We start from the raw sequence: 26,369 nt of genomic DNA, 5'->3' as shown, positions 1-26,369 counted from the left end.
ATTACGACGCTTGAGCTCCCGCAGCTCAGCTGCCGCATCCGACGACACACCCGACTTGACTCCGTCTTCGACGTCGGCCTGGCGCAACCACTTGTGCAACGTCATCGGATGCACACCGAAGTCGCCGGCGACCTGCTCGATCGTCACACCCGACTCGCGGTTACGCGCGACCCGGACCACGTCCTCACCGAACTCACGCGGATACGGCTTGGGCACAAAGACATCCTTCCAGCCTGCACCTCAGCAAGCGAACTCAGATGTCACAGAACCCTTCAGCAGCCCCCGATCGTGCGGTCGAGGTAACCGACATAGCCATGACGGGTCGTCGGCTCGATGTCAGCCGTGCGCAGCCACTCATCAATGGCATACGAGAACGACACCGTCGTACTCGGCGAGCGCTGCTTGTCCACCTGCGCCTGTAGCGTCGTCATGACCTTGTCGGCGCGACGATAAGCAGCCTTGTCGGTGCCCCTGACGGTCTCCGACAGGTACAGCTCCCTGCCCGTCACCGGGTCGACACCCGAGTAGACCCGCACCTGCAGCGCCTCGCCACGGCGGCGGATATTGCCTCTACCTCGGCGGTCGCTTCCCTGCTCTGCCCCAGTCATGACCGACAGCGTCCGGGCACAAGCACGACCACGTCAACGATCGCCCCATGGACAAAACCATGGACAAGCGATCTTGAGGACTGAACCGAGAAGAAGTATTGCCTGGTCAGAGCTGTGGGCCGGGCGGGGCTCGAACCCGCGGCCAAGGGATTATGAGTCCCCTGCTCTAACCAACTGAGCTACCGGCCCCCTGGGAGCTGCCGCTCCCCTGGCTGCGCTCGGTAGCCTCGCGGCCGACGTCGAGCCCAGCAAATCGCACTATAGCCGGTGCTCCGCCGTCTCGAGCACCGTGCCCGCCAGGACTGTCCGCGCGGGAGGGTTCGTCAGAGCTTCGGGGTTCGTGAGCGGGTCGCCTTCGAGCAGGAGGAGGTCCGCGTCGTAGCCCTCTCGAAGCCTGCCCTTGCGCTCACCCAGACCGCACACCTGTGCGGCCACCGACGTCGCCGTGACCAGGGCAGCCGCCGGGGAGACGCCGCCTCGCGCCAGGTCGGCCACCGAGTGGCCCAGCATGCCGTGCGGTTTCGGGGTCGCGATGCCCGAGTCGCCGCCCGACACCAGCCGCACGCCCGCCTCGTGCATACGCGCCGCATGCCGCGTGCGCTCCTCCGGCGTCGACCCGGTTCGCTCCAGTAACTCCCGGATCCTCGCCGGCGGCTCCGCATCGCCCACCAGACCGAGCGTCGGGCACACCGCGATCTCGCGCTCGGCCAGCGTGTCCAGCAGCGCGTCGGTGATCCGGACGCCCTGCGGCGTCACACACGTGCAGTGCTCGATGCCGTCCACACCGGCGTCGATCGCCTGCTCCACCGCGGGCAGGCCGTGCGCGTGCGCCGTCACCGGCAGGCCCGCCGCATGCGCTTGCGCGACCAGCAACGCCAGCTGCGCGTCGGTGAACTGGCAGGCCAGGAAATCCGTTCCCTCGGTCGCTAATCCACCGCTCGCCATCACCTTGACGACGTCGACGCCGCGCTCCACCCGCTCCGCCACCGCGGCCTTGATCTCCGCCTCGCCAGCGACCTCTCCGCCCAGGTTCCAGCAGTGTCCCCGCAGGCTCGTGATCGGCGGTCCCGCCGCGACCACGGCAGGCAGTCCCGGGGTGTCCCGCCAGCTCACGGCGGCGAAGTCCCGGTCGCCGAGGTCGCGCACCGTCGTGACCCCGGCGGCGAGCTGGGCGCGCAGGGCCCGTTCGATCACCGCGTCCAGTTCGGCGTCGGAATAGGTGGCAGCGCGGTCCAGTGCGCCGAACTCGCTGTCGCCGCACAGGTGGGCGTGCGCGTCGATCAGCCCCGGCATGAGCGTCGCGCCGGGCACCTCGACGAGCTCCCAGCCGTCGGGCACCGGGCCGAACGTCCGGACCGCCTCGATCCGTCCGTCGGCCACCAGCACCAGCGCACCCTGGCGCAGCACCCGCTCGCCATCGAACGCGCGCCTCGCCCGAACCGCGATTCTGTTCTCCATGGCCACTCCTCGAGCAGGAGTCGCGGCCGGTGCGCCCGCTGTTACACGGCGGCGGGCTGCTTTCCCGTCTCGGTCGCGAGTGGACGCTCCTTGATGAACAGGCAGATCACCAGCGACACCAGGAACAACGGAGCCAGGTAGAGAAACGTCGGCGTCAGCGCGTTGGCGTAGGCGTTGACGAAGAAGTCGCGCAACGGTTCCGGCAGCGACTGCACCAGCTGCGGCGTGATCGCGTTCGCGTCGACCTGCCTGGCCCCTCCCGCCGCGAGCTCCGGCGGCATCTCACTCAACCCGTCCGTCAGCCGCGCCACGAAGATCGAGCCGAACACCGCGGTGCCGATGGAGGCGCCGATCTCGCGGAAGAAGTTGTTGGTCGAGGTCGCCGTGCCGACGTCCTTGGCCGGCACCGCGTTCTGCACGACGAGCACCAGCACCTGCATCATGAGCCCGATCCCGGCGCCGAGCACGAACATGTACGCCCCCGACTGCCACACCGGCGTGCTCGCCGTCATGGTGGCCAGCAGCAGCATGCCCGCGAACGCGACCGCGCTGCCCGCGATCGGATAGACCTTGTACCGGCCGGTCTTGCTGATCAGCTGACCCGACACGATCGAGGTCACCAGCAGGCCGCCCATCATCGGCAGCATCAGCAGTCCGGAGTTGGTCGCGTTCTCGCCGGTGACCATCTGCAGGAACGTGGGCAGGAACGCCGCGGCACCGAGCATCGCGAAGCCGACGACCACGCTGGCCATTGTGGACAGTGTGAACACCGAGTCCTTGAACAGCGTCAGCGGCACGATCGGCTCGGCGACCCTGTTCTCGACGTAGACGAACAGCGCGGTCGACACCACGAACGCCACGCTCAGCCACAGGATCACCGGCGAGGACCACTCGTAGTCCTTGCCGCCCCAGCTCGTCACCAGGATCAGGCACGTCACGGCCACGGCCATGAGCGCGGTGCCCGCGTAGTCGAGCCTCGGCCTGCTCTGCTCGCCCTTCGGCAGCTTGAGCGTGGTGATGGCGACGACGAGCGCGAGCAGGCCCAGCGGCAGGTTGACCCAGAAACACCAGCGCCAGTCGAGGTGGTCGGTGAAGAATCCGCCGAGCAGCGGACCGCCCACCGACGACAGGCCGAACACCGCGCCGAACGCGCCCATGTAGCGACCACGGTCGCGCGCGGGCACGACGTCGGCGATGATCGCCTGCGACAGGATCATCAGGCCACCGCCGCCGAGTCCCTGCAGGCCACGGAAGAAGATCAGCTGGGTCATGTTCGCGGCCAGCGCGCACAACACGGAACCGACGAGGAAGATCCCGATGGCGGCGACGAAGAGGTTCTTGCGCCCGATGAGGTCGCCGAGCCTGCCGTAGACGGGCATGCCGATGGTCACCGCCAGCAGGTACGCGGTGATCATCCAGGCCTGGTGCTCGATGCCGTGCAGTTCGCCGACGATCGTGGGCATCGCGGTGGAGACGATCGTCTGGTCGAGCGAGGCCATGAGCATCGTCAGCAGCAGCGACGCGAAGATCGCGCCGACCTGTCTGCTGGTGAAGGCCCGCCGGTCTCCGGTGTCGGTGATGGTCAAGAAGGTGCTCCCGTTCAGCGCGTGAGGGGTTCGGCCGTGAGCTCCCGCGCGGTGCCGACGGCGGTGCGCAGGAAGTCGGCGAACGGGCGTTCGCCGTCGTCACGGATCCAGCGTTGGAGCGCGACCCGCATGAGCGAGGTGACGATCGAGGCCGCCACCTCCGCGCCGGGCCACGCCGAGTCCCCGCCACCGCGCCGGAGCAGTTCCTCGACCAGCAACTGCTCGGCGCTCTCGAAGGCGCGCAGTTGTTGCGGCACCAGTTCGGGATGCCGCTCCATGAGCCTGTGGTGGGCTTTCACGTCGTCGACCACGGCGGGCTGCAGGTTGGACTGCCGCACCACCGCATCGAGCACGGTCGCCACGAGCTGCTTCGGTTCGATGCGTTCGGGCAGGTCGGCGAACAGGTCGGTGACGCGCTCGCCCATCTCGATGATCAGTGCCGCTTCCTTGGTCGGGAAGTGGTTGAAGAACGTGCGGGGTGCGTAGCCGGCCTCGGCGCTGATCTCGTCGACGGTGACGTGCTCGAGCCCGTTGTCCAACACCAGCCTCAGTGCCGCGAGGTGCAGGTCGCGCCGGGTCTGCCGCTTCTTGCGCTCGCGCAGGCCAGGAGTGGTCGCTGATTCCACGTCGGCGATTGTTGCAGAAACTGCAACGTTGCACAAACTGCTTCGAGAGCTCAGTCAGCGCCCTCGGGACGCAGGTCGAGCCTGCGCAACAGCTGAGCGTTGAGCGCCACGATCACTGTCGACAGGCTCATCGCGATCGCGCCCGCCGCGGGCGGAAGCACGAACCCGACCGGCGCGAGCACGCCGGCGGCCAGCGGCACCGACAGCAGGTTGTAGCCGGTCGCCCACGTCAGGTTCTGCCACATCTTGCGGTAGCCGGCGGCCGAGAGCCGCCGCGTGGCGAGCACCCCGCGCGGGTCGTCCGAGGCCAGCACGACACCCGCCGACTCGATGGCGACATCGGTGCCCGCACCGATCGCGATACCGACGTCGGCACGGGCCAGCGCGGGCGCGTCGTTGACGCCGTCGCCCACCATCGCCACGCGCTCGCCGCGGCTCTGCAGCTCGCTCACGGCCGCGTCCTTGTCGGCGGGCAGCACCTCCGCGAACACCTCGTCCACGCCCAGGTCCTTGGCCACGGTCTCCGCCACCGCGCGGGCGTCGCCGGTGATGAGCACGACCCGGATCCCGTCGGCGTGCAGGCGCCGCACGGTCTCGCGCGACTCCGGGCGCACCTCGTCGGCCAGGGCCAGCGCACCAGCGACCTCGCCGTCGACCACGACGTGCAGCACGATCGCGCCGCGCTCGGACCACTCCCCCGTCTCGCGCGCGAGGTCCGCGGACGGCTCGGCACCACGTTCCCGCAGCAGCGCGGGACCGCCCACGGCGACGGCACGACCGTCCACTGTGGCCTCCACTCCCCTGCCGGTGAGCGAGCGGAACTCCCGCGCGGCAGGCACGGCGCCCCGCTCCGTGGCGGCCGCCATGATGGCGCGCGCCAGCGGGTGCTCGGAGTCGCGTTCGGCAGCGGCGGCCAGCGCGAGCACCTCGTCACTCGTGAAGGAACCCGCCGCGAGGGTCGCCGTGACGGCGGGGCGGCCCTGCGTCAGCGTGCCCGTCTTGTCGAACAGCACGGTGTCGACGGTGCGCATCCGCTCGAGCGCGAGCCGGTCCTTGACGAGGATTCCCGACTTCGCCGACAACGCGGTGGAGATGGCGATCACCAGCGGGATGGCGAGACCCAGCGCGTGAGGGCAGGCGATGACCAGCACCGTCACCGCGCGCTCCACGGCGGGCGTCGCGTCGCCCAGCGCCAGCCAGACGGCGAACGTCAGCGCGCCCGCACCGAGGGCGAACCAGAACAGCATCGCCGCGGCGCGGTCGGCCAGCGCCTGCGCGCGCGAGCGCGAACCCTGCGCGTCGGCAACGAGCCGCCGGATGCCAGCCAGCGCGGTGTCGTCGCCGACCGCGTCGACGCGCACGCGGATCGCCGAGTCCGTGGCGACCGTCCCGGCCACCACGCGGTCGCCGACGTCGCGGCGCACCGGGCGCGACTCCCCCGTCACCATCGACTCGTCGAGCTCGGCACCGCCCTCGACCACGCTGCCATCGGCGGGAACCCGCCCGCCCGAGCGCACCAGCACCGTGTCGCCGACGCGCAACTCGGCGAGCGCGACGGCGCGGATCTCGTCGCCCTCCACTCGTTCCGCGGTGTCGGGCAGCAGTTCGGCCAGTGCCTCCAGCGCGCCGGATGCCTGGCCGAGCGCCCGCATCTCGAGCCAGTGACCGAGCAACATGATCACGACGAGCAGCGCCAGTTCCCACCAGAAGTCCAGCTCCAACCCGCCGATGCCGAGCGTGGTGAGCCCGCTCGCGACGAAGGCGACCGTGATGGCGAGCGCGACGAGCGTCATCATGCCGGGCGCGCGGGACCGCAGCTCGCCGATCGCGCCGGTGAGGAACGGGCTGCCGCCGTAGAGGTAGACGAGCGTGCCGAGCACCGGCGAGACCCAGCCCGCCCAGCTCGGGACCTCGTAGCCGAGCAGGTCGCCGACCATGCCGCTGGCCGCGACCACGGGCAGCGCGAGCACGAGGCTCAGCCAGAACTTGTCCCTGAACACCGCCGCGTGGTCGCCGTGCCCGCCCTGTGTCGTATCCACGGCGGCCAGGTTACCCCCAGGGGGTATAAATGCAAGCGCCCTGGCAAAGGATCTCCTGCTAGATTCGGGGCATTCGTCCTGATCTCTCGCGAGGACGACCGGGACGAAGGACGAACACACTCATGCGAAGCTCGCTGTCCAGACGCACGCTGTGGATTCCGCTCGCTCTGCTGGCGGTCGCCGCGCCGGCCTCGGTGCTCACCGTGGCGTTCTGGCCGCAGGACCAGGCCGCGCGCCAGCCCACCGCGCGGCCCGCCGCGCCAGCCGGTTCCGTGGTGGCGGTGCGGGACCTGGACGAGATCAGGGAACTCCGGCTGCTGACCGCCGCCGAGCCGACGCCGGCGAGCAGGCCAGCAGCCGCTCCGCAGCCCTCCCCCGAGACAGCGCCCGTCGTGCCGCAGGCCGACGCCGTGGTGGCCGAGGTGGCCCCGGCCCCGGCGGTGCCCGCGGGTGGCAGCGTCAGTGACTCTCGCGGGTCGGCTGGCTCCGACGGTTCCAGCGACGCCGTCGCGCGAGAGCGCGCGATGAGCCCCGCACCCCGGCCGCCGCTGGTCGACACCATCTCGCCCGACATCCAGCAGCAGATCGACGAAGCCGAGAACGGACCCGGCATCGACCTGGGCACCCTGGTCCCGGAGCCGTAACCCAGCCGCATCCCGGTGAGCTCCGGGCGCGTGCCCGCGAGTCCCCCGCCCAGGTTCGCGAGTCCCGCACTCGGGTTCGCGAGTCCCCCGCCCAGGTTCGCGAGTCCCCCGCCCAGGAACGCGAGTCCCCCGCTCGAGCTTGCGAGTCCCCCGCTCCTGACGGCCAGTCCGCGGTTCCCGCACGCGAGTTCACTCCCGATGACGAATGCGCGGTGTGGTCCGTCGCAGCGGGTGGGCGTGTGCACAGTTCGCGGTCCGGATCGCACGACTGCGGTTCCGAGCGGACGACTCGCGGTCCCAATGCACGACTCGCGGTTCCGAGCGCACAACTCGCCGTCCAGAGCGCGCAACTCGCCGTCCGGAGCGCGCAACTCGGCGTCGGGAGTGCGGGACTCGCGGGCCTGAGTGCGGGACTCGCGGTAGCCAGGCCCGGCACCTACCACCGCGGGACCCCTACGCGAAGGCCGTGCCGTCCAGCCAGCCCTGCAAGAGCGGGCCGGTTCTGGCGATCACTCGCTCCGTCGGCTCCGAGCCGATGCGCAGTACGAGGCGTGTCGCGCCGAGTCCGATCAGATGCGCGCACACGAGTTCGGCCCGCAGCCTCGCGTCCGGACCGCTGAGCCGGTCGCTGAGCTCGGCGACGAACTGCCGCTCGAAGTTCTCGCGAAACGTCGCACCCGCGGGCCGCGACGACGTGAACAGCGCGCGCAGCAAGGGATCGGCCTGCGTGCGCTCGTGGTGGTCGAGCAGCGTGCGCACGAGGTGCTCACCGAGCTCCGGCAACGGGCAGTCGAGCAGCAGCGCGGCGTCGGACTCGAAGCTGGAGGCCTCCGCGAAGAGCTCCTCCTTGCTGCCGAAGTACTTCAGCACCAGCGCGGCGCTCACCTCGGCGTCGGCGGCGATGTCGCGCAGCTTCACGTCGGCGTAGCCGTGCAGCGAGAACCTCCGCCGCGCGGCGCGCAGCACGGCGGCACGCGTCAGGCAGGCGTCGCGCCGCTGCTCGTCGGTCGTCGCGGTGAGCGGTTCCGAAGTGGACACCGCGTAAGGCTAACGCGGCCCGCCCGCGGTGACCGCCACCCGTGCGGGCACCGTCACGGTCTCGGGCTTCGGCGACGGGGTCAGCGCCCCGATCAGTCCGGCGAGCACCGCGGCGCCACCGGCGATCAGGAAGATCACGGTGTAGGAGTCCAGCGACGGGTACGTCTGCCCGCCGACCCGCACCAGCATTCCCGCGGAGACGGTGGCCACGAGCGCGCTGCACGTCGAGGTGCCGATGGAGCGGCACAGCGCGTTGAGGCTGTTGGCCGCGGCGGTCTCGGACAGGGGCACCGCGCGCATGATCAGCGCGGGCACGGCGCCGTAGGCCAGCGCGGCACCGATCGCGGTCACGGTGACCACCACGATCACGCCCGCGAGCGGCGAGTGCACCAGCGGGCGCGCCAGGTTGCCGACGGCGAGGATGCTCACCCCGAGCACCAGCGTGACGCCGGGACCCCAGCGACGCGAGATCCTGGCCGACAGCGGGGAGAACGCCACCATCGCACCACCCACCGGCAGCAGGGCGACGCCACTGAGCATCAGGGAGAGCCCGAAGCCGTAGCCGGTGCCGGTCGGTGCCTGCAGCATCTGCGCGCTCACCATGAACGAGGCGAACATCGCGACCCCGATGAGGATCGAGGCGAGGTTGGTGAGCAGCACGGCGGGCCGCGCCGAGATCCGCAGGTTCACCAGCGGCGTCGCGGGCACGCGCAGCTCGTAGAAACCCCACGCGAGAAACAGCACCACCGAGGCGGCGAACAAGCCGAGCACGAGCGGGCTGTCCCAGCCCCACATGGTGCCGCGCGAGACCGGCAGCAGCAGGCACAGCAGCGCCGCGGACAGTCCCACCGCGCCGACGGTGTCGAACGAGCCGCCGCTGCGCACCGGTGACTCCGGCACGAACGAGCGCACGAGCAGGATCTGGAACACCGCGAAGAGCGCCGATCCGGCGAAGAGCCAGTGCCAGTCGGCGTACTCGGCGACCAGCCCGGTCAGCGGCAGCCCCACCGCGCCGCCCGCGCCGAGCGTCGAGCTCATCACCGCGATGCCGGAGCCCACGCGGTCGGCGGGCAGCTCGTCGCGCATGATGCTGATGCCGAGCGGGATCACGGCGATGCCGATGCCCTGGAGTCCGCGCGCGACGAGCACCACCAGGAACTCGCTGCTCACCGCACCGAGCGCGCTGCCGACGGCCATCGCACCGAGCGCGACGAGCAGCATCCGCCGCTTGCCGTACATGTCGCCGAGCCTGCCGAGCACGGGCGCGAAGACGGCCCCGGTCAGCAGGGTGATGGTGATGAGCCAGGCCGCGTTGGACGCCGTGGTGTCGAGCAGCCGGGGGAACTCCGGCAGCAGCGGGACGGCGAGCGTCTGCATCAGCGACACGACGATGCCCGACGACGCGAGGACGCCGATGGCGACCTTCGAGCTGGCTGGTGACGACCCCGGAGCGGACAGCGTCCCGGTCACGACAGGACTCCCCTTTCACTGGCGGTGGGTGACAGGCAGGCGACGGGCGGTGAACTCGTGTTCACCGCCCTCCCGACAGAGTAAACCCGTGTTCACCCCCGGGATGCAATCCGCCGACCAGCGGAGGCGGACAAAACGCCGCATGATCCGTGTCTCACCGCGCGGCTCTGCCACGATCGTCACCATGAGCCTGGCGATCCGGGGGATCACCTACCGCGTCGACGACATCCCTGCCGAGCGTGCGGAACGGGACCTGCGGGTGATCAAGCACGGCCTGCACTGCGACACCGTGGTGCTCGACGGAGCCGACCTCGATCGCCTGCTCGCGGCCGCCGGCTCAGCGCTGGAGGCAGACCTCGACGTCTGGGTGCAGCCCAACCTCGCCGACCGCTCCCATGCCGAGGTGCTGGCCCACCTCGCCCGCGCGGCGGCGGGTGCGCAGCGGCTGCGCGCCGAGCACCCCGGACGCGTCACGCTCGTCGTGGGCTGCGAGTTCTCCCTGCGCCTGCGCGGCATGCTGCCCGGCCCGCACGAGCTCGTACGGCTCCAGGTGCTGAGGCGCTGGAGGCGGTTCTTCGACCGCCGGATCACGCGCGGGCTCGACAGGTTGCTCGGGCAGGCCGTCGCCGTCGCGCGCGCCGCGTTCGACGGGCCGCTCACCTACGCGGCCGGGTTCTGGGAGGACGTCGACTGGTCGGCCTTCGACGTCGCGGGCGTGAACCTCTACCGGTTCGGCGACGACCCGGCGGCCTACGAACGGCTGCTGCGGGACGTGGTGGCCGGAGCGGGCAGGCCGCTGGTGGTCACCGAGTTCGGCTGCGGCGCGTTCGCGGGCGCGGAGCGCAGGGGCCCCAACTCGTTCCTGGCCGTCAACTGGTTCACGAATCCACCGAGGGTGAGAAAAGGCCACGTGCGCGACGAGAGCGTGCAGGCGCGCTACCTCGCCGAACTGATCGGCCTGTTCGACGCCGAGGGCGTGCACGGGTGCTTCGTGTTCACCTACGCCATGCCGGACTTCCCGCACGACGCCGAAGCCCGCCGCGATCTGGACCTGGCGGGGTTCGGCGTCGTGAAGGTCAGGCCCGGCGATCCGCACTGGGAGCCCAAGGATGCCTTCCACGCGGTCGCGCGGGCGTACGAGCCGACCGGGTCAGTGCCGTAGCGCCTTGCGCGCCAGCCAGTTGCCCGCGAACTGCGCGGCCTGCACGAGCACGATGATGATCACCACGGCGACCGCGGTGACGACCCAGTTGAACCGCTGGTAGCCGTAGGCGATCGCGAAGTCGCCGAGCCCGCCACCACCGACCGCGCCCGCCACCGCCGTCATGTCGACCACCGCGACGAAGACGAACGTGTAGCCGAGGATCAGCGGCGCCAGCGCCTCGGGCACCAGCAGCGTGGTGATGATCCGCAGCGGGCTCGCGCCCATCGCGCGCGCCGCCTCGATCACACCGGGGTCGATGGTCACGAGGTTCTGCTCGACGATGCGCGAGATGCCGAACGTCGCGGCCACCACGAGCGCGAACGTCGCCGCGACCGTGCCCAGCGTCGTGCCCACCACGTTGATCGTCACCGGGCCCAGCGCGGTCACGAACACGATGAACGGGATCGGCCTGATGATGTTCACCAGCACGTTGAGCACCGTGAACACGACCCGGTTGGCGAGCAGCCCGCCCTTGCGCGTGGTGTAGAGCAGGATGCCGAGCACGAGGCCGAGGAACCCGCCCACCAGCATCGTGATGGTGACCATGATCAGCGTCTGGCCGACCGCGTCGAGCAGCACCGGCCCCAGGACGTCCCAGTTCATGCCGTCAGCTCCTCGACCTCGGTGACCTCCCGCAGGTCCGCGACGAGCGCGTCCACGCCCGCCTCGGGCCCGGTCAGCTCCAGCGTCAGCCTGCCGATGGGCTCACCGGCGAGCTCCTTGATGCCGCCGTAGACGATCTCGAAGCGCACGCCGTGCTTGCGCTCGGCGCCCGACAGCACCGTGCCGATCCGCCGGTCGTCGCGGATGCCCGCCGTCACGAGGCGCCCGGTGTGCCGGGCACGCAACCGCTCCAGGTCCTCGCCGTCGGGCCGGTCGTGCAGCACGGTCTCGACGAACCGGCGGGTCGTGTCGGTCTTCGGCTCGGCGAACACGTCGAGCACGGCGCCCTGCTCCACCACACGGCCCGCGTCGAGCACCGCGACGCGGTCGGCGATCGCGCGCACCACCTCCATCTCGTGCGTGATCACGACGATCGTGACGCCCAGCTCGGTGTTGACCCGCTTGAGCAGGCGCAGCACCTCACCGGTGGTCTCGGGGTCCAGCGCGCTGGTGGACTCGTCGGCGAGCAGGATCTTCGGGTTGGTCGCGAGCGCCCTCGCGATGCCGACCCGCTGCTTCTGCCCGCCGGAGAGCTGGTCCGGGTAGTCCCACGCCTTCTCGCTCAGGCCGACGAAGCGCAGCAGCTCGGCGACCCTGACCTTGCGCGTGTCCTTGTCCCAGCCCGCGATCTTCAGCGGGTAGGCGACGTTGCCGAACACCGTGCGCGAGCGCAGCAGGTTGAACTGCTGGAAGATCATCCCGATCCCCAGCCGCAGCTCGCGCAACCGCCGCTCGCCGAGGGTGGTGATGTCGGTGCCGTCGATCAGCACGGAGCCGGAGGTGACCGGCTCCAGCGCGTTGATCAGCCGGACCAGCGTGCTCTTGCCCGCGCCGGAGTAGCCGATGATCGCGTGGACGTCGCCCGCGTGGATGCTCAGGTCGATGCCGTCCAGCGCGGTCACCTGCCTGCTGCCCGAGGCGAAGGTCTTGGTGACGTCGCGGAACTCGATCAGTGGTGCGTCGGACAGTGGTGCGTCGGTCACTGCTTCGCGGTCCGCACCGTGTCGGTGAGCCGGGAGAGCACGCCCTCGAGGTCCTCGGAAGTCCGCGAGACGAACACCGACGTGCCCTTCGAGTCGGCCTGCACGAGGTCGGAGACCCGCTTGTCCTGGTAGAGCTCCACGATGCGCTGGTAGGTCGGGTTGTCCTTGTCCTCGGCGCGCGCGGCGACGATGTTGATGTATGGCTCGGCCACGGGGCTGTTCGGGTCGTCGCCGTAGAGCGCCGTCGTGGGGTCCAGGCCACCGTCGAGGGCGAAGTTGTTGTTGACCACCGACGCGTCCACCGAGGGCAGCGCGGGCACGGTCTGCGACGCGTCCACGGGCGTGACGCTGACCTTCGAGGCGGCCTCGTCGATCTCGGCGGGTGTGGAGAGCACGTTCCCGCCGCCCTTGAGGCTGATGAGTCCCGCGGACTGCAGCACCAGCAGCGCGCGAGCCTGGTTGGTCGCGTCGTTGGGGATGGCCACCGTGCCGCCGTCGGGGATCTGGGCGAGGTCGGTGTGCTTGTCGGAGTACACGCTCAGCGGAACCACGTACGTTGAGCCGATCGGGGTGAGGTCGTCGTTGTTGGAGACGTTGTAGTCGGCCAGGAACAACAGGTGCTGGAACAGGTTCAGGTCCGTCTGGCCCTGCGACAGCGCCGGGTTCGGCTGCTGGTAGTCGCTGAAGTTCACCAGTTCGACGTCGATGCCCTCGTCGGCGGCGATGCCGATGAACGTCTGCCAGTACTCCTTGCTCGCGTCGGCGACGCCGATCTTGACGACGGCCCGGTCCGAGGATCCCTCGTCCGATCCGGTGTTCACCACGATCAGGACCACCGCCAGCACGGCCACCAGCACGGCGGCGATCCCGCCGAGCAGGATCGGCTTGGTCCTCCTCGGCTTGTCCGGAAGACCGAGTTCGCCGGAGCTCTCGTTGTTCGAGGCGTTCTCCGGCTCGTTGTTCTCAGGCATAGTCGACTTTCTCTCGAGCCAGCTCGCCCGCAGGTGGTGCGGGCGGGATCAGACATCGCGGAGATTACCGACGCCGATCACCCGTCCGAGTCACGTTCCAGATCGTGGAAATACTCCCGGGTTCCAGCGCGGACGTGCTAGGCGCAGGCCGATTTTCTTTCTCTCACACAGAAAACCTGTTCCCGTTCCGCGTACTGGGAACGGCTGTGCCCGGCACCACACCGTGCACTAACTGTGGTGACACACGTCTTTTTCCGTCATCACAGGGAGATCCACATGACACAGGCAGCGGCGGGCTGGTCGTTCGAGACACGGCAGATCCACGCGGGCGCGGAGCCCGACCCGGCCACCGGCGCGAGGGCGACGCCGATCTACCAGACCACCTCGTACGTCTTCCGTGACACGCAACACGGCGCCGACCTGTTCAGCCTCGCCGAACCGGGCAACATCTACACGCGCATCAACAACCCGACACAGGATGTGCTCGAGCAGCGCGTCGCGGCGCTGGAGGGCGGGGTGGCCGCGGTCGCCTTCGCCTCGGGCCAGGCCGCCGAGACCGCGACGATCCTCAACCTGGCCAGCGCCGGCGACCACTTCGTCTCCAGCGCCTCGCTCTACGGCGGCACCTACAACCTCTTCCACTACACGCTGCCGAAGCTGGGCATCGAGGTGTCCTTCGTGGACGATCCCGACGACCTGGCCCAGTGGCGCGCCGCCGCCAGGCCCAACACCAAGCTGTTCTTCGCCGAGACGCTGGCCAACCCGCGCTCCCACGTGCTCGACATCGAGGCGGTCGCGGGGCTCGCCCACGAGCTCGGCGTGCCGCTGGTGGTGGACAACACAGTGCCGACGCCGTACCTGCTGCGCCCCATCGAGCACGGCGCCGACATCGTGGTGCACTCGGCGACCAAGTACCTGGGCGGGCACGGCACCGCGGTGGCGGGTGTCGTCGTGGACGGCGGCACGTTCGACTTCGGCGCCCACCCCGCGCGGTTCCCGGACTTCTCCGAGCCCGACCCGAGCTACCACGGCCTCAAGTACTGGGAGGCGCTCGGTCCCGGTGCGTTCGCCGCGAAGCTGCGCGTGCAGCTGCTGCGCGACACCGGCGCCGCGATCGCCCCGCTCACCAGTTTCCTGGTGCTGCAGGGCATCGAGACGCTGTCGCTGCGCCTGGAGCGGCACGTCGCCAACGCGCAGGCGCTCGCGGAGTGGCTGGAGTCGCGCGACGAGGTGGAGACCGTCTACTACGCGGGCCTGCCGTCGAGCCGGTGGTACGCGGCGGCGGGGAAGTACCTGCCGAAGGGCGCGGGCGCGGTGGTGTCGTTCGACCTGCGCGGCGGCGTCGAGGCGGGCCGGGCCTTCGTCGACGGCACCGAGCTGTTCAGCCAGCTCGTCAACATCGGCGACGTGCGCAGCCTCATCGTCCACCCGGCCAGCACCACGCACTCGCAGCTCTCCGCCGACGAGCAGACGGCGGCGGGCGTGACCCCGGGACTGGTCCGCCTGTCGGTCGGCCTGGAGCACCTCGAGGACCTCAAAGCCGACCTCGAGGCGGGTTTCCGAGCCGCCAAGAACACAACGGACACCACCGCCGCCACGGCCACCGCTGCCGCCACGGACTCAGCGTGACCGACCGGACGGGCGGCCTCCTTCCCGCCAGCGGAGCCTGGCGCGAAGGAGACCCGCCCGGCCGGCGGCGGTGGCTGCGCTGCGCCCGCCCGCTCGGCCTGGAACGCGGCGGCGTGCTGCCCGGCTACCGGCTGGCCTACGAGACCTGGGGCGAGCTGGCCGCCGACGGCTCCAACGCGGTGCTGGTGCTGCACGCGCTCACCGGCGACGCACACGTCGCGGGCGCCGCCGAACCGGGCCATCCCGGGCCGGGCTGGTGGAACGACCTCGTGGGACCGGGCAGGGCGCTCGACACCGACGAGCTGTTCGTGGTGGCGCCCAACGCGCTGGGCGGCTGCCAGGGCAGCACCGGACCGGCGTCGACCTCGCCCGACGGGCTGCCGTGGGGCAGCCGGTTCCCGCACCTGACGATCCGCGACCTCGTGGCCGCCGAGGTCGCGCTCGCCGACGAGCTCGGCATCGCGTCGTGGGCACTGGTGATCGGCGGCTCGATGGGCGGGATGCGCGCGCTGGAGTGGGGAGTCGCGCACCCGGGGCGGGTGCGCAGGCTCGCCGTGCTCGCGGCGCCCGCGCGCTCCAGCGCCGACCAGATCGGCTGGACCTCCGCGCAACTCACGGCGATCAGGGCCGATCCGGGCTGGCGAGGAGGCGACTACTACTACGCGCCGCGCGGCGACGGCCCGCACCGCGGACTGGGCATCGCGCGGCGCATCGCGCACCTGACCTACCGCGGCGAGCCCGAGCTCGACGACCGGTTCGGCGCGCGGCCGCAGCACGGCGAGAACCCGCTCGCGGGAGGGCGCTTCGCCATCGAGTCCTATCTGGACCATCACGCGGCGAAGCTGGCCCGCCGCTTCGACGCCAACACCTATCTGCGCCTGGCCGACGCGATGAACACCCACGACGTCGGCCGGGGCCGCGGAGGCGTCGGCGAGGCGCTGGCCCGGGTCACCGCCACCACCGTGGTCGCGGGCATCGACAGCGACCGGCTCTACCCGCTGGAGCAGCAGCGCGCGCTCGCCGCCGCGCTGCCCGGCTCCGGAAAGCCGTGGGTGCTCGCCTCGGCACACGGCCACGACGGCTTCCTGATCGAGACGCCGCAGGTCGCCGAACTCGTGACGCACGTGCTGGGGGACGGCCTGTGATCGCGATCATCGGATCGGCCGTACTCAGATGCCGATCGGATGGTTAGGGTAGGCACAGCTAACCGTCTCCCCGATCCCCGAAGGACCCCGCGATGCGCCGTGCCGTCTCCCCTGTTCGCAGAGTCCTCGCCGGATCGCTGGCCGGTGCGCTCGTCGCACTCGCAGGCTGCACCACCGGAGGCGGCGAGGCCCAGGACGACGCCCAGGCCAACACCGGCACCGGCTTTCCCGTCACCATCGGCACCGCGTTCGGCGACGTGACGATCGAGCAGGCGCCGCAACGGGTCGTGGCACTCGGCTGGAGCGACGCCGAGGTGGCACTCGCGCTCGGCGTGGAACCCGTGGGCGTGGCCGACTGGCTCGACGTCGGCGGCGACGGCCTCGGCCCGTGGGTCGAGCAGGACTACACCAACTCGCCGGCCCAGCTCGGGACGCTCGAGGTCAACATGGAGAAGGTCGCCGAGCTCGGCCCCGACCTCATCCTCGACACCCGCGCGAGCGGGGACCAGGCACGCTACGACCGGCTCAGCGAGCTCGGCGTTCCCGTGGTGAGCATCCCCGAGGGCGGCGAGAACTACTTCACCGACTGGGAGCAGCAGCTCGACCTGATCGGCAAGGCGCTCGGCAAGCAGGACCAGGCGGTGCAGCTGCGCGACGATCTCGAGGCCAAGTTCGACCAGGCAGTCGCCGACCACCCCGAGTTCGAGGGCGCCACCACGGTGATCGCGGCCCGCAGCAGCGAGGCGTGGGGCGCCTACGTGTCGGGCAGCAACCGCATCACGTTCATGGAGCGGCTCGGCTTCACCAACTCCCCCCAGGTTCAGGAACTGGTGGACCAGAGCGCCACGGGCTTCTCGGTGCCGATCTCGGACGAGCGCTTCGACCTGCTCGACGCCGACCTCACCATCGCCACCCCGGTGGGCGTCGAGCCCTCGACGATCAGCGACGACCCGCTCTACCAGAGCATCCCGTCGGTGCGCGAGGGCCGCAGCGTGCTGTTCACCGACAAGTCGATCTCCCGCTCGTTCGCCAGCGCCTCCGTGCTCGGCACGTCCTACGCACTGGATGTGACGGTGCCGCTGTTCGCCGACGCGCTCGCGAGCTGAGCGGCCCGTGCGCAAGCTGGCCGGGATCGGCGTGCTGGTCCTCGTCGCCGCCGCGCTGAGCCTCGTCGTCGGCACCAAGGCGATCCCGGTCGGCACGGTGCTCGACGCGCTCGTCCGGTTCGACCCGGCCGATCCCGACCACCTCATCGTCACCGAACGACGGCTGCCCCGGACATTGGCCGGCCTGCTCGTCGGCGCGGCACTCGGGCTCGCGGGAGCCGTGATCCAGGGCGTGACCCGCAACCCGCTCGCCGACCCCGGGATCCTGGGCGTCAACGCGGGCGCCGCGCTGTGCGTCGTGCTCGGCATCAGCGTCTTCGGCGTGACGACGCTGAGCGGCTACGTCTGGTTCGGCTTCGCGGGAGCCGCGCTCGCCGCGGTGCTCGTGTACGCGATCGGCTCGCTCGGCGGTGACGGGGCCTCGCCGCTGAAGCTCGCGCTGACGGGCGCGGCGCTCACCGCGGCACTCGCGTCGGTGCAGAACGTCGTGCTGCTGACCGACTCCGCGACCTACGACCAGTTCCGGTTCTGGCGGGTCGGTTCGCTCACCGGCCGCGACGCCGAGATCGTCGCCCAGGGTGCGCCGTTCCTGCTCGTCGGCGTGGTGCTCGCGCTGGGGCTCGGCAAGATCCTCAACGGGCTCTCGCTCGGCGACGACGTCGCGCGCTCGTTCGGGCAGAACGTGACCGCCGACCGCGTGTGGTGCGCGGTCGCCGTGGTGATCCTGTGCGGCGCCGCGACCGCGATGGCGGGCCCGATCGGCTTCCTCGGCCTCACCGTGCCCCACCTGGCCCGTCTGCTGACCGGGCCCGACTACCGCTGGATCCTGCCGTACTCGATGCTGCTCTCCCCCGTGCTGCTCGTGCTGGCCGACGTGGCGGGCCGCGTCGTCGCCAGGCCCGGCGAGGTGCAGGCCGGGATCGTCACCGCGATCCTCGGCGCTCCGGTGTTCGTGCTGCTCGTGCGGCGCAGGAAGCTGGCGGCCCTGTGACCGGCCCTGTGAGCGGCCCGGCGACCGGCACCACGGCCGAGGCCGCGCGCACGATCGCACGCGCGAGGCTGCGCGAGCGCGCGCGGGTGGGCAGCGTGACGACCGCGCTGGCGATCGCCGCGCTCGCCGCGTTCCTCGCCGCCCTGTCCTACGGTGACTTCTCGATCTCGCTGCCCGACCTGCTGGCATCGCTGACCGGCCAGGGCCTGCCCACCGTCGACTACGTCGTGCACCGGCTGCGCCTGCCGCGAGCCGTCACCGGGCTGCTGGTGGGCATCGCATTCGGCCTCGCCGGGGTGCTGTTCCAGCGGCTGCTGCGCAACCCGCTCGCCAGCCCCGACGTGATCGGTGTGACCTCGGGAGCCAGCGCCAGCGCCGTGCTGAGCATCCTGCTGTTCGGCGCCTCGGGGGCGGCCCTGTCGGGCAGCGCACTGGCCGGGGCACTGCTGACGGCCGCGCTGATCTACACGCTGGCGTGGCAGCGCGGCATCAGCGGCTACCGGCTGGTGCTGATCGGCATCGGCATCAGCGCCGGGCTCTCGAGCCTCGTGTCGTTTCTGATGACCAGGGCCGACCTCAGCGCGGCCGAGCAGGCTCTGGTGTGGCTCACGGGCAGTCTCTACCTGAGCTCGTGGGACACCGTCGTGCCGCTGACCGCGTGCCTGGCGGTGCTCGTGCCCGCCGCGCTGGTGCTCGCGAGGGCGCTGCCGAGGCTGCAGCTGGGCGACGACACGGCCCGCGGGCTCGGCCTGCCGGTGGAACGCTCGCGGCTGGGGCTGCTGGTCGTCGCCGTGTGCCTGGCCGGGGTGGCGACCGCCGCCGCGGGACCGGTCGCGTTCGTCGCGTTCGTGTCGGGCCCCATCGCGGCGCGGCTCATCGGCGGCGCCCGTCCGGCGGTGGTGCCCGCCGCGCTCGTCGGCGCACTCGTCACACTGGTGTCCGACTTCGTGGCCCAGCACCTGCTCGGGGGGCACCAGTTCCCGGTCGGGGTCGTCACCGGCGCCGTCGGCGCGCCGTACCTGCTGTGGCTACTGGCCATGACCAACCGCGCCGGACGCGGCGGATGAGGGAGCGCAACCGTGCCTGACCAGTCCACTGTGCACACCGAGGACATCTCGCTCGGCTACGGCGAGCGCAAGGTCGTCGACGCGCTCTCGGTGCGGGTGCCGACCGGGAAGATCACCGTGGTCGTCGGACCCAACGCGTGCGGCAAGTCGACGCTGCTGCGCGGCATGGCCCGGCTGCTGCGGCCCTCGGCGGGCGCGGCATACCTGGACGGCAAGGACATTCACACGCTGCCCAGCAAGGAGGTCGCGGTCAAGCTCGGCATCCTGCCGCAGTCGCCGTCGGCGCCCGAGGGCATCTCCGTGGCCGACCTCGTCGGCCGGGGCCGCTCCCCCCACCAGGGCTGGTTCGGGCGCGCCTCCGGCGCCGACGACGAGGCGGTCGGCGACGCGATGCGCGCCACGGGCACGCTGGAGCTCGCCGAGCGCTCGGTGGACGAACTCTCCGGCGGACAGCGCCAGCGCGCGTGGATCGCGATGGCACTCGCCCAGCGCACCGGGGTGCTGCTGCTCGACGAGCCGACCACGTTCCTCGACGTGACCCACCAGGTCGAAGTGCTCGACCTGCTCACCGACCTCAACCGCGGCGACGGCACCACGATCGTGCTCGTGCTGCACGACCTCAACCTCGCCTGCCGCTACGCCGACCACCTCCTGGTGCTCAAGGACGGCGCCCTCGTGGCCGAGGGCGCACCCGCCGACGTGGTGTCGGAACAGCTCGTGCGCGAGGTGTTCGAGCTGCCGTGCCGCGTCGTGCCCGATCCGGTGTCGGCCACGCCGATGATCGTGCCGATCGGCAGGCACCACACCGGCGACGACGTGTCCGCACCGGACGGACCGGCAGCCGTGCCCGCCGTCGAAGGCACGGCGGTGACCACCGAGGACGAGCTGCGCACGGTGATCGCCGAGCCCGCACAGGTCATCCTGGACAAGCCGGTGGCGGGCGTCGACGAGGAGTCACGGCGCTTTCTCGAGGCGTCGTCGTTCTTCCTGCTCGCCTCCAGCGACGCCGACGGCACCGTCGACGTCTCCCCGCGCGGCGACCCCGCCGGTTCCGTGCTCGTCCTCGACGACGGCCGCGCGCTGGCCTTCGCCGACCGCAACGGCAACCGGCGCGTGGACAGCATGCGCAACATCCTGCGCAACCCGAACGTCGGCCTGCTGTTCCTCGTGCCCGGCGTCGACCACACGCTGCGCGTCAACGGCCGCGCCTCGATCGTGCGCGAGGGCCCGCTGCTCGACCGGCTCGCCCTCAAGGGCACGCCGCCCGACCTCGCGATCGTCGTGGAGGTGGACGAGTTGTTCGTCCACTGTGGCCGCGCGATGACGCGCTCGTCACTGTGGAAGCCGGAGTCCTGGCCCGAGAACGAGACGCTGCCCACGGCGGGCACGCTGTTCAAGAGCCAGGCCGAGCTGCGCGTCTCACTCGCGGGCTGAGGTCTGGCCGAGTTCGCGCCGAGTTCGCTACAGCGCGAACCCCACCCCCGCGCGCTCGGCGACACCGCGCAGCTGGGCCACCAGCGGCTCCGGCATCGGGATGCCGTCGCGGGCGCGTTCCTCACGGGCCCGCGCCTGCGGGTCACCCGCCACGAGCACCGGCGAGTCCTTCTCGAGCGGTGGGGTCTCGTGCAGCAGGTCGATGGCGTCGTCGAGGTCGTCCTCGAACACGCCGGCCGCGCGGAAGAACTCCGGGTTCAGCGCGAGGAAGAAGTGCCCGATGTTGTGCGGCGCCGAGGGATCGTCGCGCTCGCGGATGGCGGGAAACGTCCCGCCGCACAGCGTCGCGCCGAGGATGTGGGCCAGCATGCTCAGGCCGTAGCCCTTGTGGTTCGACATCTCCGCCGTGCCGCCCAGTGGCGTCAGCCCGCCGAGGTCGTCCTCGCGGAGGATCCGCAACGCGTCGCCCGCGTCGGTCACCGGCCGCGCCTGCTCGTCCACCACCCAGCCGGTCGGCAGCGGGCGCCGGTGGTAGTCGTAGACCTTGACCTTGTTGACCGCGGCCGTCGTGGTGGCGATGTCGAGCAGGAAGTTCGGATTACGGCGCGCGGGCGCGGCGAAGGCGATCGGGTTGGTGGCCAGCCGCGGCACCACCGAGCCTGTGGGCGGCGAGCACGACAGGTTCGCCGAGCTCGTCACCAGCCCCACGAGCCCGTCGGCGGCCGCGAGGTCAGCGTAGTACCCGGCGGCTCCGAAGTGGTGCGAGTTCACCACCGACACCACGCCGACCGCGCTGGCCTTCGCCTTCTCGATCGCGGTGCGCATGGCGAACTCGCTCGCCGGGTGCCCGATGCCACCACCCGCGTCGACGAGTGCGGACGCCGCGTTCTCCCGCACCACCGTGGGCCGCGCCGTGACGTCGATCCGGCCCTCTTCGCGGAAGCGCTCGTAGGTCATCAGCATCGACACCCCGTGCGAGTCGATGCCCGCGAGGTCGGTGTCGACCATGACGTGTGACGTGGTCTCGGCCAGATCGGTGTCCATGCCCCACGCGGTGAGCACGTCGACGATCAGCTTCCGCACCCGATCTGCGGGAACTCCCACCGGTATCTCCTTTGCTGTCAGCGAATTCGTCAGGCCGCGGCGGAGTCGCGCACGGCTCGGGCCAGGTCCTCGTCGCCGAGGTGGGAGAAGACGTCCGCCGCGATGTGGGCGCCGATGTGCAGGCTCGACGTCGCCGCGGGCGAGGGGGCGTTGAGCACGTGGATCGCCCGGGGCGTGTGGTCGATGACGAAGTCGTCGACGAGCTCGCCGGTGTCGGTCACGGCCTGCGCGCGCACCCCGCTGCCGTGGCGGCGCAGGTCCCTGCCCTCCAGGCTGGGCACGAGCTTGCGGACCTCGCGCACGTAGAGCGGCCAGAACAGCGACCGGCTCATCTCGGCGACGCCGTAGCGCCAGTACCGCCGCGTGAGCCCGCGCAGCGCGGGATCGCGCAGCAGCCGCGCGAGCAGGCGGCGGTCGACGTCGCGCCAGCGGTAGCCCTCGCGCGCGAACGCGGGCACGGCGTTGGGACCGACGTGGACGCCGCCGTCGAGCATGGGCGTGACGTGCACGCCGAGAAACGGCAGGTCCGGGTCGGGTACCGGGTACACGGGGTTGCTCACCACGTCCCTGCGGCCGGGGCGGATCTCGGTGTACTCGCCACGAAACGGCATGATCCGCACGGTCGGCCGGTCGCCGGCGGCGCGGGCGATCTCGTCGCTGTGCAGGCCCGCACAGTTGACCAGCACGCGCGCGTGGATCTCCTCCCCCGGCGTGCTGACCACGGTCGTCTCGCCGGTGACGCCGATCCCCAGTGCCGGGGCGCCCGTGCGCAGTGTCGCGCCCAGCTCGGTGAGCTCCGTGGCCAGCGCGCGGCACACCTGGCCGAAGTCCGTCATGGCCGTCTCGGCGACCGAGAGCGCCGCGACCCCGGCGACGTGGGGTTCCCGCTCTGCGATCTCACCACGCCCGAGCCTGCGCACGGTGACGCCGTTGGCGCGGCCGCGTTCGGCGAGCAGTTCCAGGCGCGGCAACTGGTTCTCGGCGGTGGCCACCACGATCTTGCCGGTGCGCTCGACGGGAACGCCGTGCTGCTCGCAGTAGCGGATCATGGCCTCGCCGCCCGCCCTCGCGAGCCGGGCCTTGAGGCTGCCGGGCCGGTAGTACAGGCCGCTGTGGATAACGTTGCTGTTGTGCCCGGACTGGTGCGCTCCCCACCGGTCCTCCTTCTCCAGCACGGTGACCGAGGCGCGCGGCTGGGCGCGCAGCACCGCCCTGGCCGTGGCCAGGCCGAGCACACCTCCTCCGACGATGACGACGTCGACGGTTTGGGGCATTTCGCGACCTCCAGGCAGCGCAGCGGAACGCTGCGACTGTATACATTCGCAGCGGCCGTAGACAAGGGGTTACACTCCGCCGGTGACTTCCGCGGCCCGTGCCACCAACAGCTCGAACGTGATCGCCGACCGGCTGCGCACGTCGATCCGGGACGGCGGCCTGCTGCCCGGAACCCGGCTCGTGCAGGAGAAACTGGCCGCCGAGCTCGACGTCAGCCGCATTCCGTTGCGCGAGGCTCTGCACACGCTGGCCGCCGAGGGCCTCATCGAGGTGCTGCCCCAGCGTGGCATGCACGTCGCCGAACTGAGCCGCGCCGACATCGAGGACCTGTTCGAGCTCCGCCTGCAGCTCGAACCACAGCTGGCCGACGAGATCGTGCGCGGCTGCCGCGAGCGCGACGTCGAGGCGCTGCGCTCACTGGCCGAGCAGATGCGGGACAAGGGCGCCGACGCGGCGGGCAGGGCCACGCTCAACTACGAGTTCCACCGGCGCATCTACGAACTGGCCGACCGCAGGCTGTCCCTGCGGTTCATCGACCAGCTGCTGCACCTCGTGGAGCCCTACAGCCGTCGGTGGGTGCGCTCGGGCCACGAGCTCACGCGCATCGACGACGAGCACGCCGCGATGGTCGAGGCGCTGCGCACCCACGACGCCGAACTACTGCGGCGCGTGATCGTCGCCCACGTCGAGGGCGCGCGCGACCACGTGCTCGCCCGTCACCCCGGCTGACCGTCCGGGCTCACGGCGACGATTCCGGAGCCTTCTGCGCGACGTCCCCGTCGGCGTCCTGCGCGGCGAGCCCGTTCAGGCGCTGCAGGACCTTGATCTGCGCGGCGTTGTAGAACTCCACCACCACGTGCGCCATCGTGTTCGCGGCCACCGCGGGCCCGAGAGGCGAGTCCGCCGCCGGGTCGATCAGACGTGGGTACTCGCGCTGGATCTCGCGGATCCTCGGCAGCATGCGTTCGGCGAGCCGGTCGATGGTGTCCTCATCGGCGTCGGCGGGCAGTGCGTCGAAGTCGTCCTCGGCGTCGTCGGGCACGCTCAGCGCCCGGCGGTACTCCGCCATGGTCTGCTCGCTGAACACCGTCGAATAGGCCAGCAGCAAGCGATGCTGCGTCTCGGAGAGCGTGCGGGAGATGGGCGCGAACTCGGTCGGCACGTGCATCGGCGCGCGGTGTCGCACGAGGACCGCCAGCTCCGCGCGCACCCGGTTGAGCCGGTCGACCGTGGCCTCCAGCTCGGCGTCGAGCACGCGGATCGCCTCGTCCGGGTCCTCGTCGGCGTTCTCCATCGCGGCGACCTGCGCCAGCGGGACACCCAGATCGGTCAGCCGCTTGATCTGCGTCAGCCGGATCAGGTGCGAGGCCCCGTACTGCTTGTACCCGTTGGACGCGCGCTCGGGAACCGGGAGCAGGCCGATCTCGTGATAGTGCCGAATGGCTTTGACCGTCGAGCCCGCGAGCTCGGCGAGCTGCCGGGTGCTCCACGCCATTCTCCGCCCCCTCCTCGTCCGCGGCCGTCGGGCAGGTCGCCGCGTGTCCCCGGTTCAGTCCACACCATGCCCCCACGTGGGCGTCAAGCACCATCGGTACACCGTCGACTGACGAAATTCCCGCGACTTGACCGTGCCCCCGGGGCAGAGTCTGTACTGGGCTCATGGTCAAGAAGTTCAAGCGGCAGTGGCAGCTCGGCAAGGTCCGCTCCGGCGACGGCAGCGCACTCGCCGAGTTCCGGCTCTGGCAGCTCTTCGCTCGTTCGCTGTTCTTCCTCGAGCTCCCCGGCCCCGCACAGGACCGGCACCTCTTCGCGGTCGATGTCCGTTTCATGGCCGACGCCAAGAGCAGGAAGCAGCACGAGAACGGCGAGGGCAAGAGCCCCGCCGCGCTGTACCGCGACGGGGTCCAGGTCGCTCGCTCCAACCTCCCGGCGACCTTTCCCGTGCCCGGTGGCGTCATCGAGGTCGCCGCGAGCTCCTTCGGCCTCAAGCGCATGCGGTTCGTGCGCGAGGACGGCACCGAAGAGGCGCTGCGACCGCACCCCAGGTCCCAGGAGGCGCGGCGGGCGAGGTTCGAGCAGCGGCACCCGGTGGCCAGCTCCGTCGTCGGCGCGATCGCCATCGCCATCCTCCTGGTCGCGCTCGCCGGCGTCATCATGGAGGGCATCGAAGCGATCACCAAGGTCCCGGTCATCGCGGAGCACGTCGGCAGGTTCACCATGCCGATCGACCTTCCGCTCTGGGCCACCATCGCACTGGTCATCGCGGGAGTCGTCGCGGCGACCGAACGCGCCACCAGACTCAAGTACCACTGGCTGCTCGACGCCGCGGCGTCCTAGGCGTCGCCGAGCGCGACGATCAGCTCCGCCAGCCGGTGCGCGCCGGGGGCCTCCACCGGGTAGTGGCCCGCGCCCTCGAGCAGCACCAGCTCCTTCGGGAGCGCGAGACGGTCGAAGAACCGGAGACTGACCTCCGTCGGCGTCCACCGGTCCTCGGCGGGATGGGCCAGCACCAGCCGGGGGCCGCTCGCCCGCTCCGGCTCCACACCCGGGGCGGAGTCGAGGAAGCTGCGCAGGAAGCCGAGCGGCACCCGGCCACCACCACCGAGGCGGTCGCGCAGCACCAGCCGCGTCAGCTCGGGGTCGTTGCTGATCGCCCGCATGTTCGTCGACCAGCGCAGCGGAACCCGCAGTCCCGTGAACGGGCCAGCGAGCAGTCGCAGCGCCGGCGCGGCCACCGCACCGAGCCACGCCGGGCGCGCGATGTGCCTGCGCGCCACCGGATCGCGCGGATCGAGCAGGCACGTCGCCAGCACCGCATCGGCCGCCCCGGTGCGGGTGGCGGCGTCGTAGCCCAGCAGCCCTCCCATGCTCGCGCCCACGATCACCAACCGTCCGGTGTGCCGGGCTCGCTCGGCCCGCAGCAGGTCGCTCACGAGCGCGACCCACGCCGGATACCGCACCGCCGCGCCGCCCGGGACGCGCGTGCGCCCGTAGCCGGGCAGGTCGGGCGTCACCACGTGCATCCCGCGCGCCGCGGCGATCGCGGCGTAGGGCCACAGCGCCGCCGCGTGACCGCCCGCGCCGTGCAGCAGGAGCAGGCGCACCGGGGCCCCTGGATCGCCCGCTCGCTCCACGTGGACGTCGACGTCACGCCACCGCCACCACGTGGACTCCCTGCGCGGCAACGGGTCCGCGCGCAGGTCGGCAGGCAGGCGGGACAGGTAGGCTTCGTGCATGCCCTCGATCCCAGCGGGTCAGGACACCCCTGACAACTCGCGTTAGGACGATCATCGACGCGCCCCGGAAAAGGCCCCGCCAGCAGCGGTCC

Annotated in this window: 25 protein-coding genes and 1 tRNA gene; 10 read left to right on the top strand and 16 right to left on the bottom strand. The window is 71.2% G+C overall.

Annotated elements, in window-relative coordinates; all coding sequences use genetic code 11:
• From JHE00_RS20355 to JHE00_RS20325, 7 genes are all read right to left on the bottom strand, one after another.
• Positions 1-216, bottom strand: a 216-nt coding sequence (locus tag JHE00_RS20355; RefSeq protein ID WP_200320347.1) for a transposase, incomplete at its 3' end; no start/stop codon positions are given.
• 56 nt (positions 217-272) lie between these two features.
• On the bottom strand, positions 273-608 hold the full coding sequence (locus tag JHE00_RS20350; protein ID WP_230424557.1) for a hypothetical protein: 336 nt from the start codon (positions 606-608) through the stop codon (positions 273-275).
• Positions 609-723: 115 nt separating this feature from the next.
• Positions 724-797, bottom strand: a tRNA-Ile gene (locus JHE00_RS20345).
• A gap of 69 nt (positions 798-866) precedes the next feature.
• Positions 867-2,066 (bottom strand): metal-dependent hydrolase family protein, encoded by a 1,200-nt coding sequence (locus JHE00_RS20340; protein WP_200320345.1) that lies wholly within the window; start codon positions 2,064-2,066, stop codon positions 867-869.
• A gap of 41 nt (positions 2,067-2,107) precedes the next feature.
• Positions 2,108-3,652 carry an MDR family MFS transporter gene (locus JHE00_RS20335; RefSeq protein WP_200320343.1) on the bottom strand — a complete coding sequence of 515 codons (1,545 nt, stop codon included), beginning with the start codon at positions 3,650-3,652 and terminating at the stop codon, positions 2,108-2,110.
• A 14-nt stretch (positions 3,653-3,666) separates the two neighbouring features.
• Entirely contained in the window at positions 3,667-4,278 is a 612-nt protein-coding gene (locus JHE00_RS20330; RefSeq protein ID WP_200320341.1) for a TetR/AcrR family transcriptional regulator, read from the bottom strand.
• Positions 4,279-4,328: 50 nt separating this feature from the next.
• The gene (locus tag JHE00_RS20325; protein WP_307832029.1) at positions 4,329-6,317 is read right to left on the bottom strand and encodes a heavy metal translocating P-type ATPase; all 1,989 of its coding nucleotides are present in this window, start codon (positions 6,315-6,317) and stop codon (positions 4,329-4,331) included.
• A 122-nt stretch (positions 6,318-6,439) separates the two neighbouring features.
• Between JHE00_RS20325 and JHE00_RS20320 the strand changes: the two genes are divergently transcribed.
• Positions 6,440-6,961: a hypothetical protein gene (locus tag JHE00_RS20320; RefSeq protein ID WP_200320339.1), complete on the top strand. Its 522-nt coding sequence runs from the start codon at positions 6,440-6,442 to the stop codon at positions 6,959-6,961.
• A 453-nt stretch (positions 6,962-7,414) separates the two neighbouring features.
• On the opposite strand, the gene JHE00_RS20315 is transcribed toward JHE00_RS20320, so the two are convergent.
• Together JHE00_RS20315 and JHE00_RS20310 are read right to left on the bottom strand one after the other, a co-directional pair.
• Entirely contained in the window at positions 7,415-7,999 is a 585-nt protein-coding gene (locus JHE00_RS20315; RefSeq protein ID WP_200320337.1) for a TetR/AcrR family transcriptional regulator, read from the bottom strand.
• A gap of 9 nt (positions 8,000-8,008) precedes the next feature.
• Complete coding sequence (locus JHE00_RS20310; protein ID WP_307832028.1) at positions 8,009-9,469, bottom strand: MFS transporter; 1,461 nt, start codon at positions 9,467-9,469, stop codon at positions 8,009-8,011.
• A 184-nt stretch (positions 9,470-9,653) separates the two neighbouring features.
• Here JHE00_RS20310 and JHE00_RS20305 point away from each other — a divergent pair, with 184 nt between their 5' ends.
• Positions 9,654-10,631 (top strand): glycoside hydrolase family 113 protein, encoded by a 978-nt coding sequence (locus JHE00_RS20305; protein WP_200320335.1) that lies wholly within the window; start codon positions 9,654-9,656, stop codon positions 10,629-10,631.
• Here the strand turns inward: JHE00_RS20305 and JHE00_RS20300 are convergent.
• The 3 genes from JHE00_RS20300 to JHE00_RS20290 are packed head-to-tail and all read right to left on the bottom strand — an operon-like array spanning position 10,620 to position 13,290.
• Positions 10,620-11,276 carry a methionine ABC transporter permease gene (locus JHE00_RS20300; protein ID WP_200320332.1) on the bottom strand — a complete coding sequence of 219 codons (657 nt, stop codon included), beginning with the start codon at positions 11,274-11,276 and terminating at the stop codon, positions 10,620-10,622. The genes JHE00_RS20305 and JHE00_RS20300 overlap by 12 nt on opposite strands.
• The gene (locus JHE00_RS20295) at positions 11,273-12,304 is read right to left on the bottom strand and encodes a methionine ABC transporter ATP-binding protein (RefSeq protein ID WP_200320483.1); all 1,032 of its coding nucleotides are present in this window, start codon (positions 12,302-12,304) and stop codon (positions 11,273-11,275) included. The genes JHE00_RS20300 and JHE00_RS20295 overlap by 4 nt, the downstream gene beginning before the upstream one ends.
• 11 nt (positions 12,305-12,315) lie before the next feature.
• Positions 12,316-13,290: a MetQ/NlpA family ABC transporter substrate-binding protein gene (locus JHE00_RS20290; protein WP_200320330.1), complete on the bottom strand. Its 975-nt coding sequence runs from the start codon at positions 13,288-13,290 to the stop codon at positions 12,316-12,318.
• A 276-nt stretch (positions 13,291-13,566) separates the two neighbouring features.
• Between JHE00_RS20290 and JHE00_RS20285 the strand changes: the two genes are divergently transcribed.
• From JHE00_RS20285 to JHE00_RS36110, 6 genes are all read left to right on the top strand, one after another.
• On the top strand, positions 13,567-14,919 hold the full coding sequence (locus JHE00_RS20285; protein ID WP_200320328.1) for a bifunctional o-acetylhomoserine/o-acetylserine sulfhydrylase: 1,353 nt from the start codon (positions 13,567-13,569) through the stop codon (positions 14,917-14,919).
• Complete coding sequence (metX, locus tag JHE00_RS20280) at positions 14,916-16,064, top strand: homoserine O-acetyltransferase MetX (protein ID WP_200320326.1); 1,149 nt, start codon at positions 14,916-14,918, stop codon at positions 16,062-16,064. Before JHE00_RS20285 ends, metX begins: the two co-directional genes overlap by 4 nt.
• Before the next feature lie 92 nt (positions 16,065-16,156).
• Positions 16,157-17,170, top strand: coding sequence for an iron-siderophore ABC transporter substrate-binding protein (locus JHE00_RS20275; protein ID WP_200320324.1), 1,014 nt, complete (start codon positions 16,157-16,159; stop codon positions 17,168-17,170).
• Between the two features lie 7 nt (positions 17,171-17,177).
• Positions 17,178-18,161: a FecCD family ABC transporter permease gene (locus JHE00_RS20270; RefSeq protein ID WP_200320322.1), complete on the top strand. Its 984-nt coding sequence runs from the start codon at positions 17,178-17,180 to the stop codon at positions 18,159-18,161.
• On the top strand, positions 18,158-19,228 hold the full coding sequence (locus JHE00_RS20265) for a FecCD family ABC transporter permease (protein ID WP_307832027.1): 1,071 nt from the start codon (positions 18,158-18,160) through the stop codon (positions 19,226-19,228). Before JHE00_RS20270 ends, JHE00_RS20265 begins: the two co-directional genes overlap by 4 nt.
• 12 nt (positions 19,229-19,240) lie before the next feature.
• Positions 19,241-20,662, top strand: coding sequence for an MSMEG_1061 family FMN-dependent PPOX-type flavoprotein (locus JHE00_RS36110; protein WP_200320320.1), 1,422 nt, complete (start codon positions 19,241-19,243; stop codon positions 20,660-20,662).
• Positions 20,663-20,689: 27 nt separating this feature from the next.
• Here the strand turns inward: JHE00_RS36110 and JHE00_RS20255 are convergent, their stop codons facing one another.
• Both JHE00_RS20255 and lhgD read right to left on the bottom strand, forming a co-directional pair.
• Positions 20,690-21,766, bottom strand: coding sequence for an Ldh family oxidoreductase (locus JHE00_RS20255; protein ID WP_200320318.1), 1,077 nt, complete (start codon positions 21,764-21,766; stop codon positions 20,690-20,692).
• Positions 21,767-21,795: 29 nt separating this feature from the next.
• Positions 21,796-23,040: an L-2-hydroxyglutarate dehydrogenase gene (gene lhgD / locus JHE00_RS20250; protein WP_200320316.1), complete on the bottom strand. Its 1,245-nt coding sequence runs from the start codon at positions 23,038-23,040 to the stop codon at positions 21,796-21,798.
• Between the two features lie 82 nt (positions 23,041-23,122).
• On the opposite strand from lhgD, the gene JHE00_RS20245 reads away from it, so the two are divergent.
• Positions 23,123-23,770, top strand: coding sequence for a GntR family transcriptional regulator (locus tag JHE00_RS20245; protein ID WP_200320314.1), 648 nt, complete (start codon positions 23,123-23,125; stop codon positions 23,768-23,770).
• A gap of 10 nt (positions 23,771-23,780) precedes the next feature.
• Here JHE00_RS20245 and JHE00_RS20240 read toward each other — a convergent pair whose 3' ends face one another.
• Entirely contained in the window at positions 23,781-24,536 is a 756-nt protein-coding gene (locus tag JHE00_RS20240; RefSeq protein WP_200320312.1) for a helix-turn-helix domain-containing protein, read from the bottom strand.
• Positions 24,537-24,700: 164 nt separating this feature from the next.
• On the opposite strand from JHE00_RS20240, the gene JHE00_RS20235 reads away from it, so the two are divergent.
• On the top strand, positions 24,701-25,378 hold the full coding sequence (locus tag JHE00_RS20235; protein WP_200320310.1) for a hypothetical protein: 678 nt from the start codon (positions 24,701-24,703) through the stop codon (positions 25,376-25,378).
• On the opposite strand, the gene JHE00_RS20230 is transcribed toward JHE00_RS20235, so the two are convergent.
• Positions 25,375-26,277: an alpha/beta hydrolase gene (locus JHE00_RS20230; RefSeq protein WP_200320308.1), complete on the bottom strand. Its 903-nt coding sequence runs from the start codon at positions 26,275-26,277 to the stop codon at positions 25,375-25,377. The genes JHE00_RS20235 and JHE00_RS20230 overlap by 4 nt on opposite strands.
• Positions 26,278-26,369 lie beyond the last annotated feature (92 nt).

The sequence above is a fragment of the Prauserella cavernicola genome, assembly GCF_016595675.1.
Classification (GTDB): domain Bacteria; phylum Actinomycetota; class Actinomycetes; order Mycobacteriales; family Pseudonocardiaceae; genus Prauserella_A; species Prauserella_A cavernicola.
Note: the sequence above shows the minus strand (reverse complement) of the source record. Positions and strands in the feature narration are given on the sequence as shown.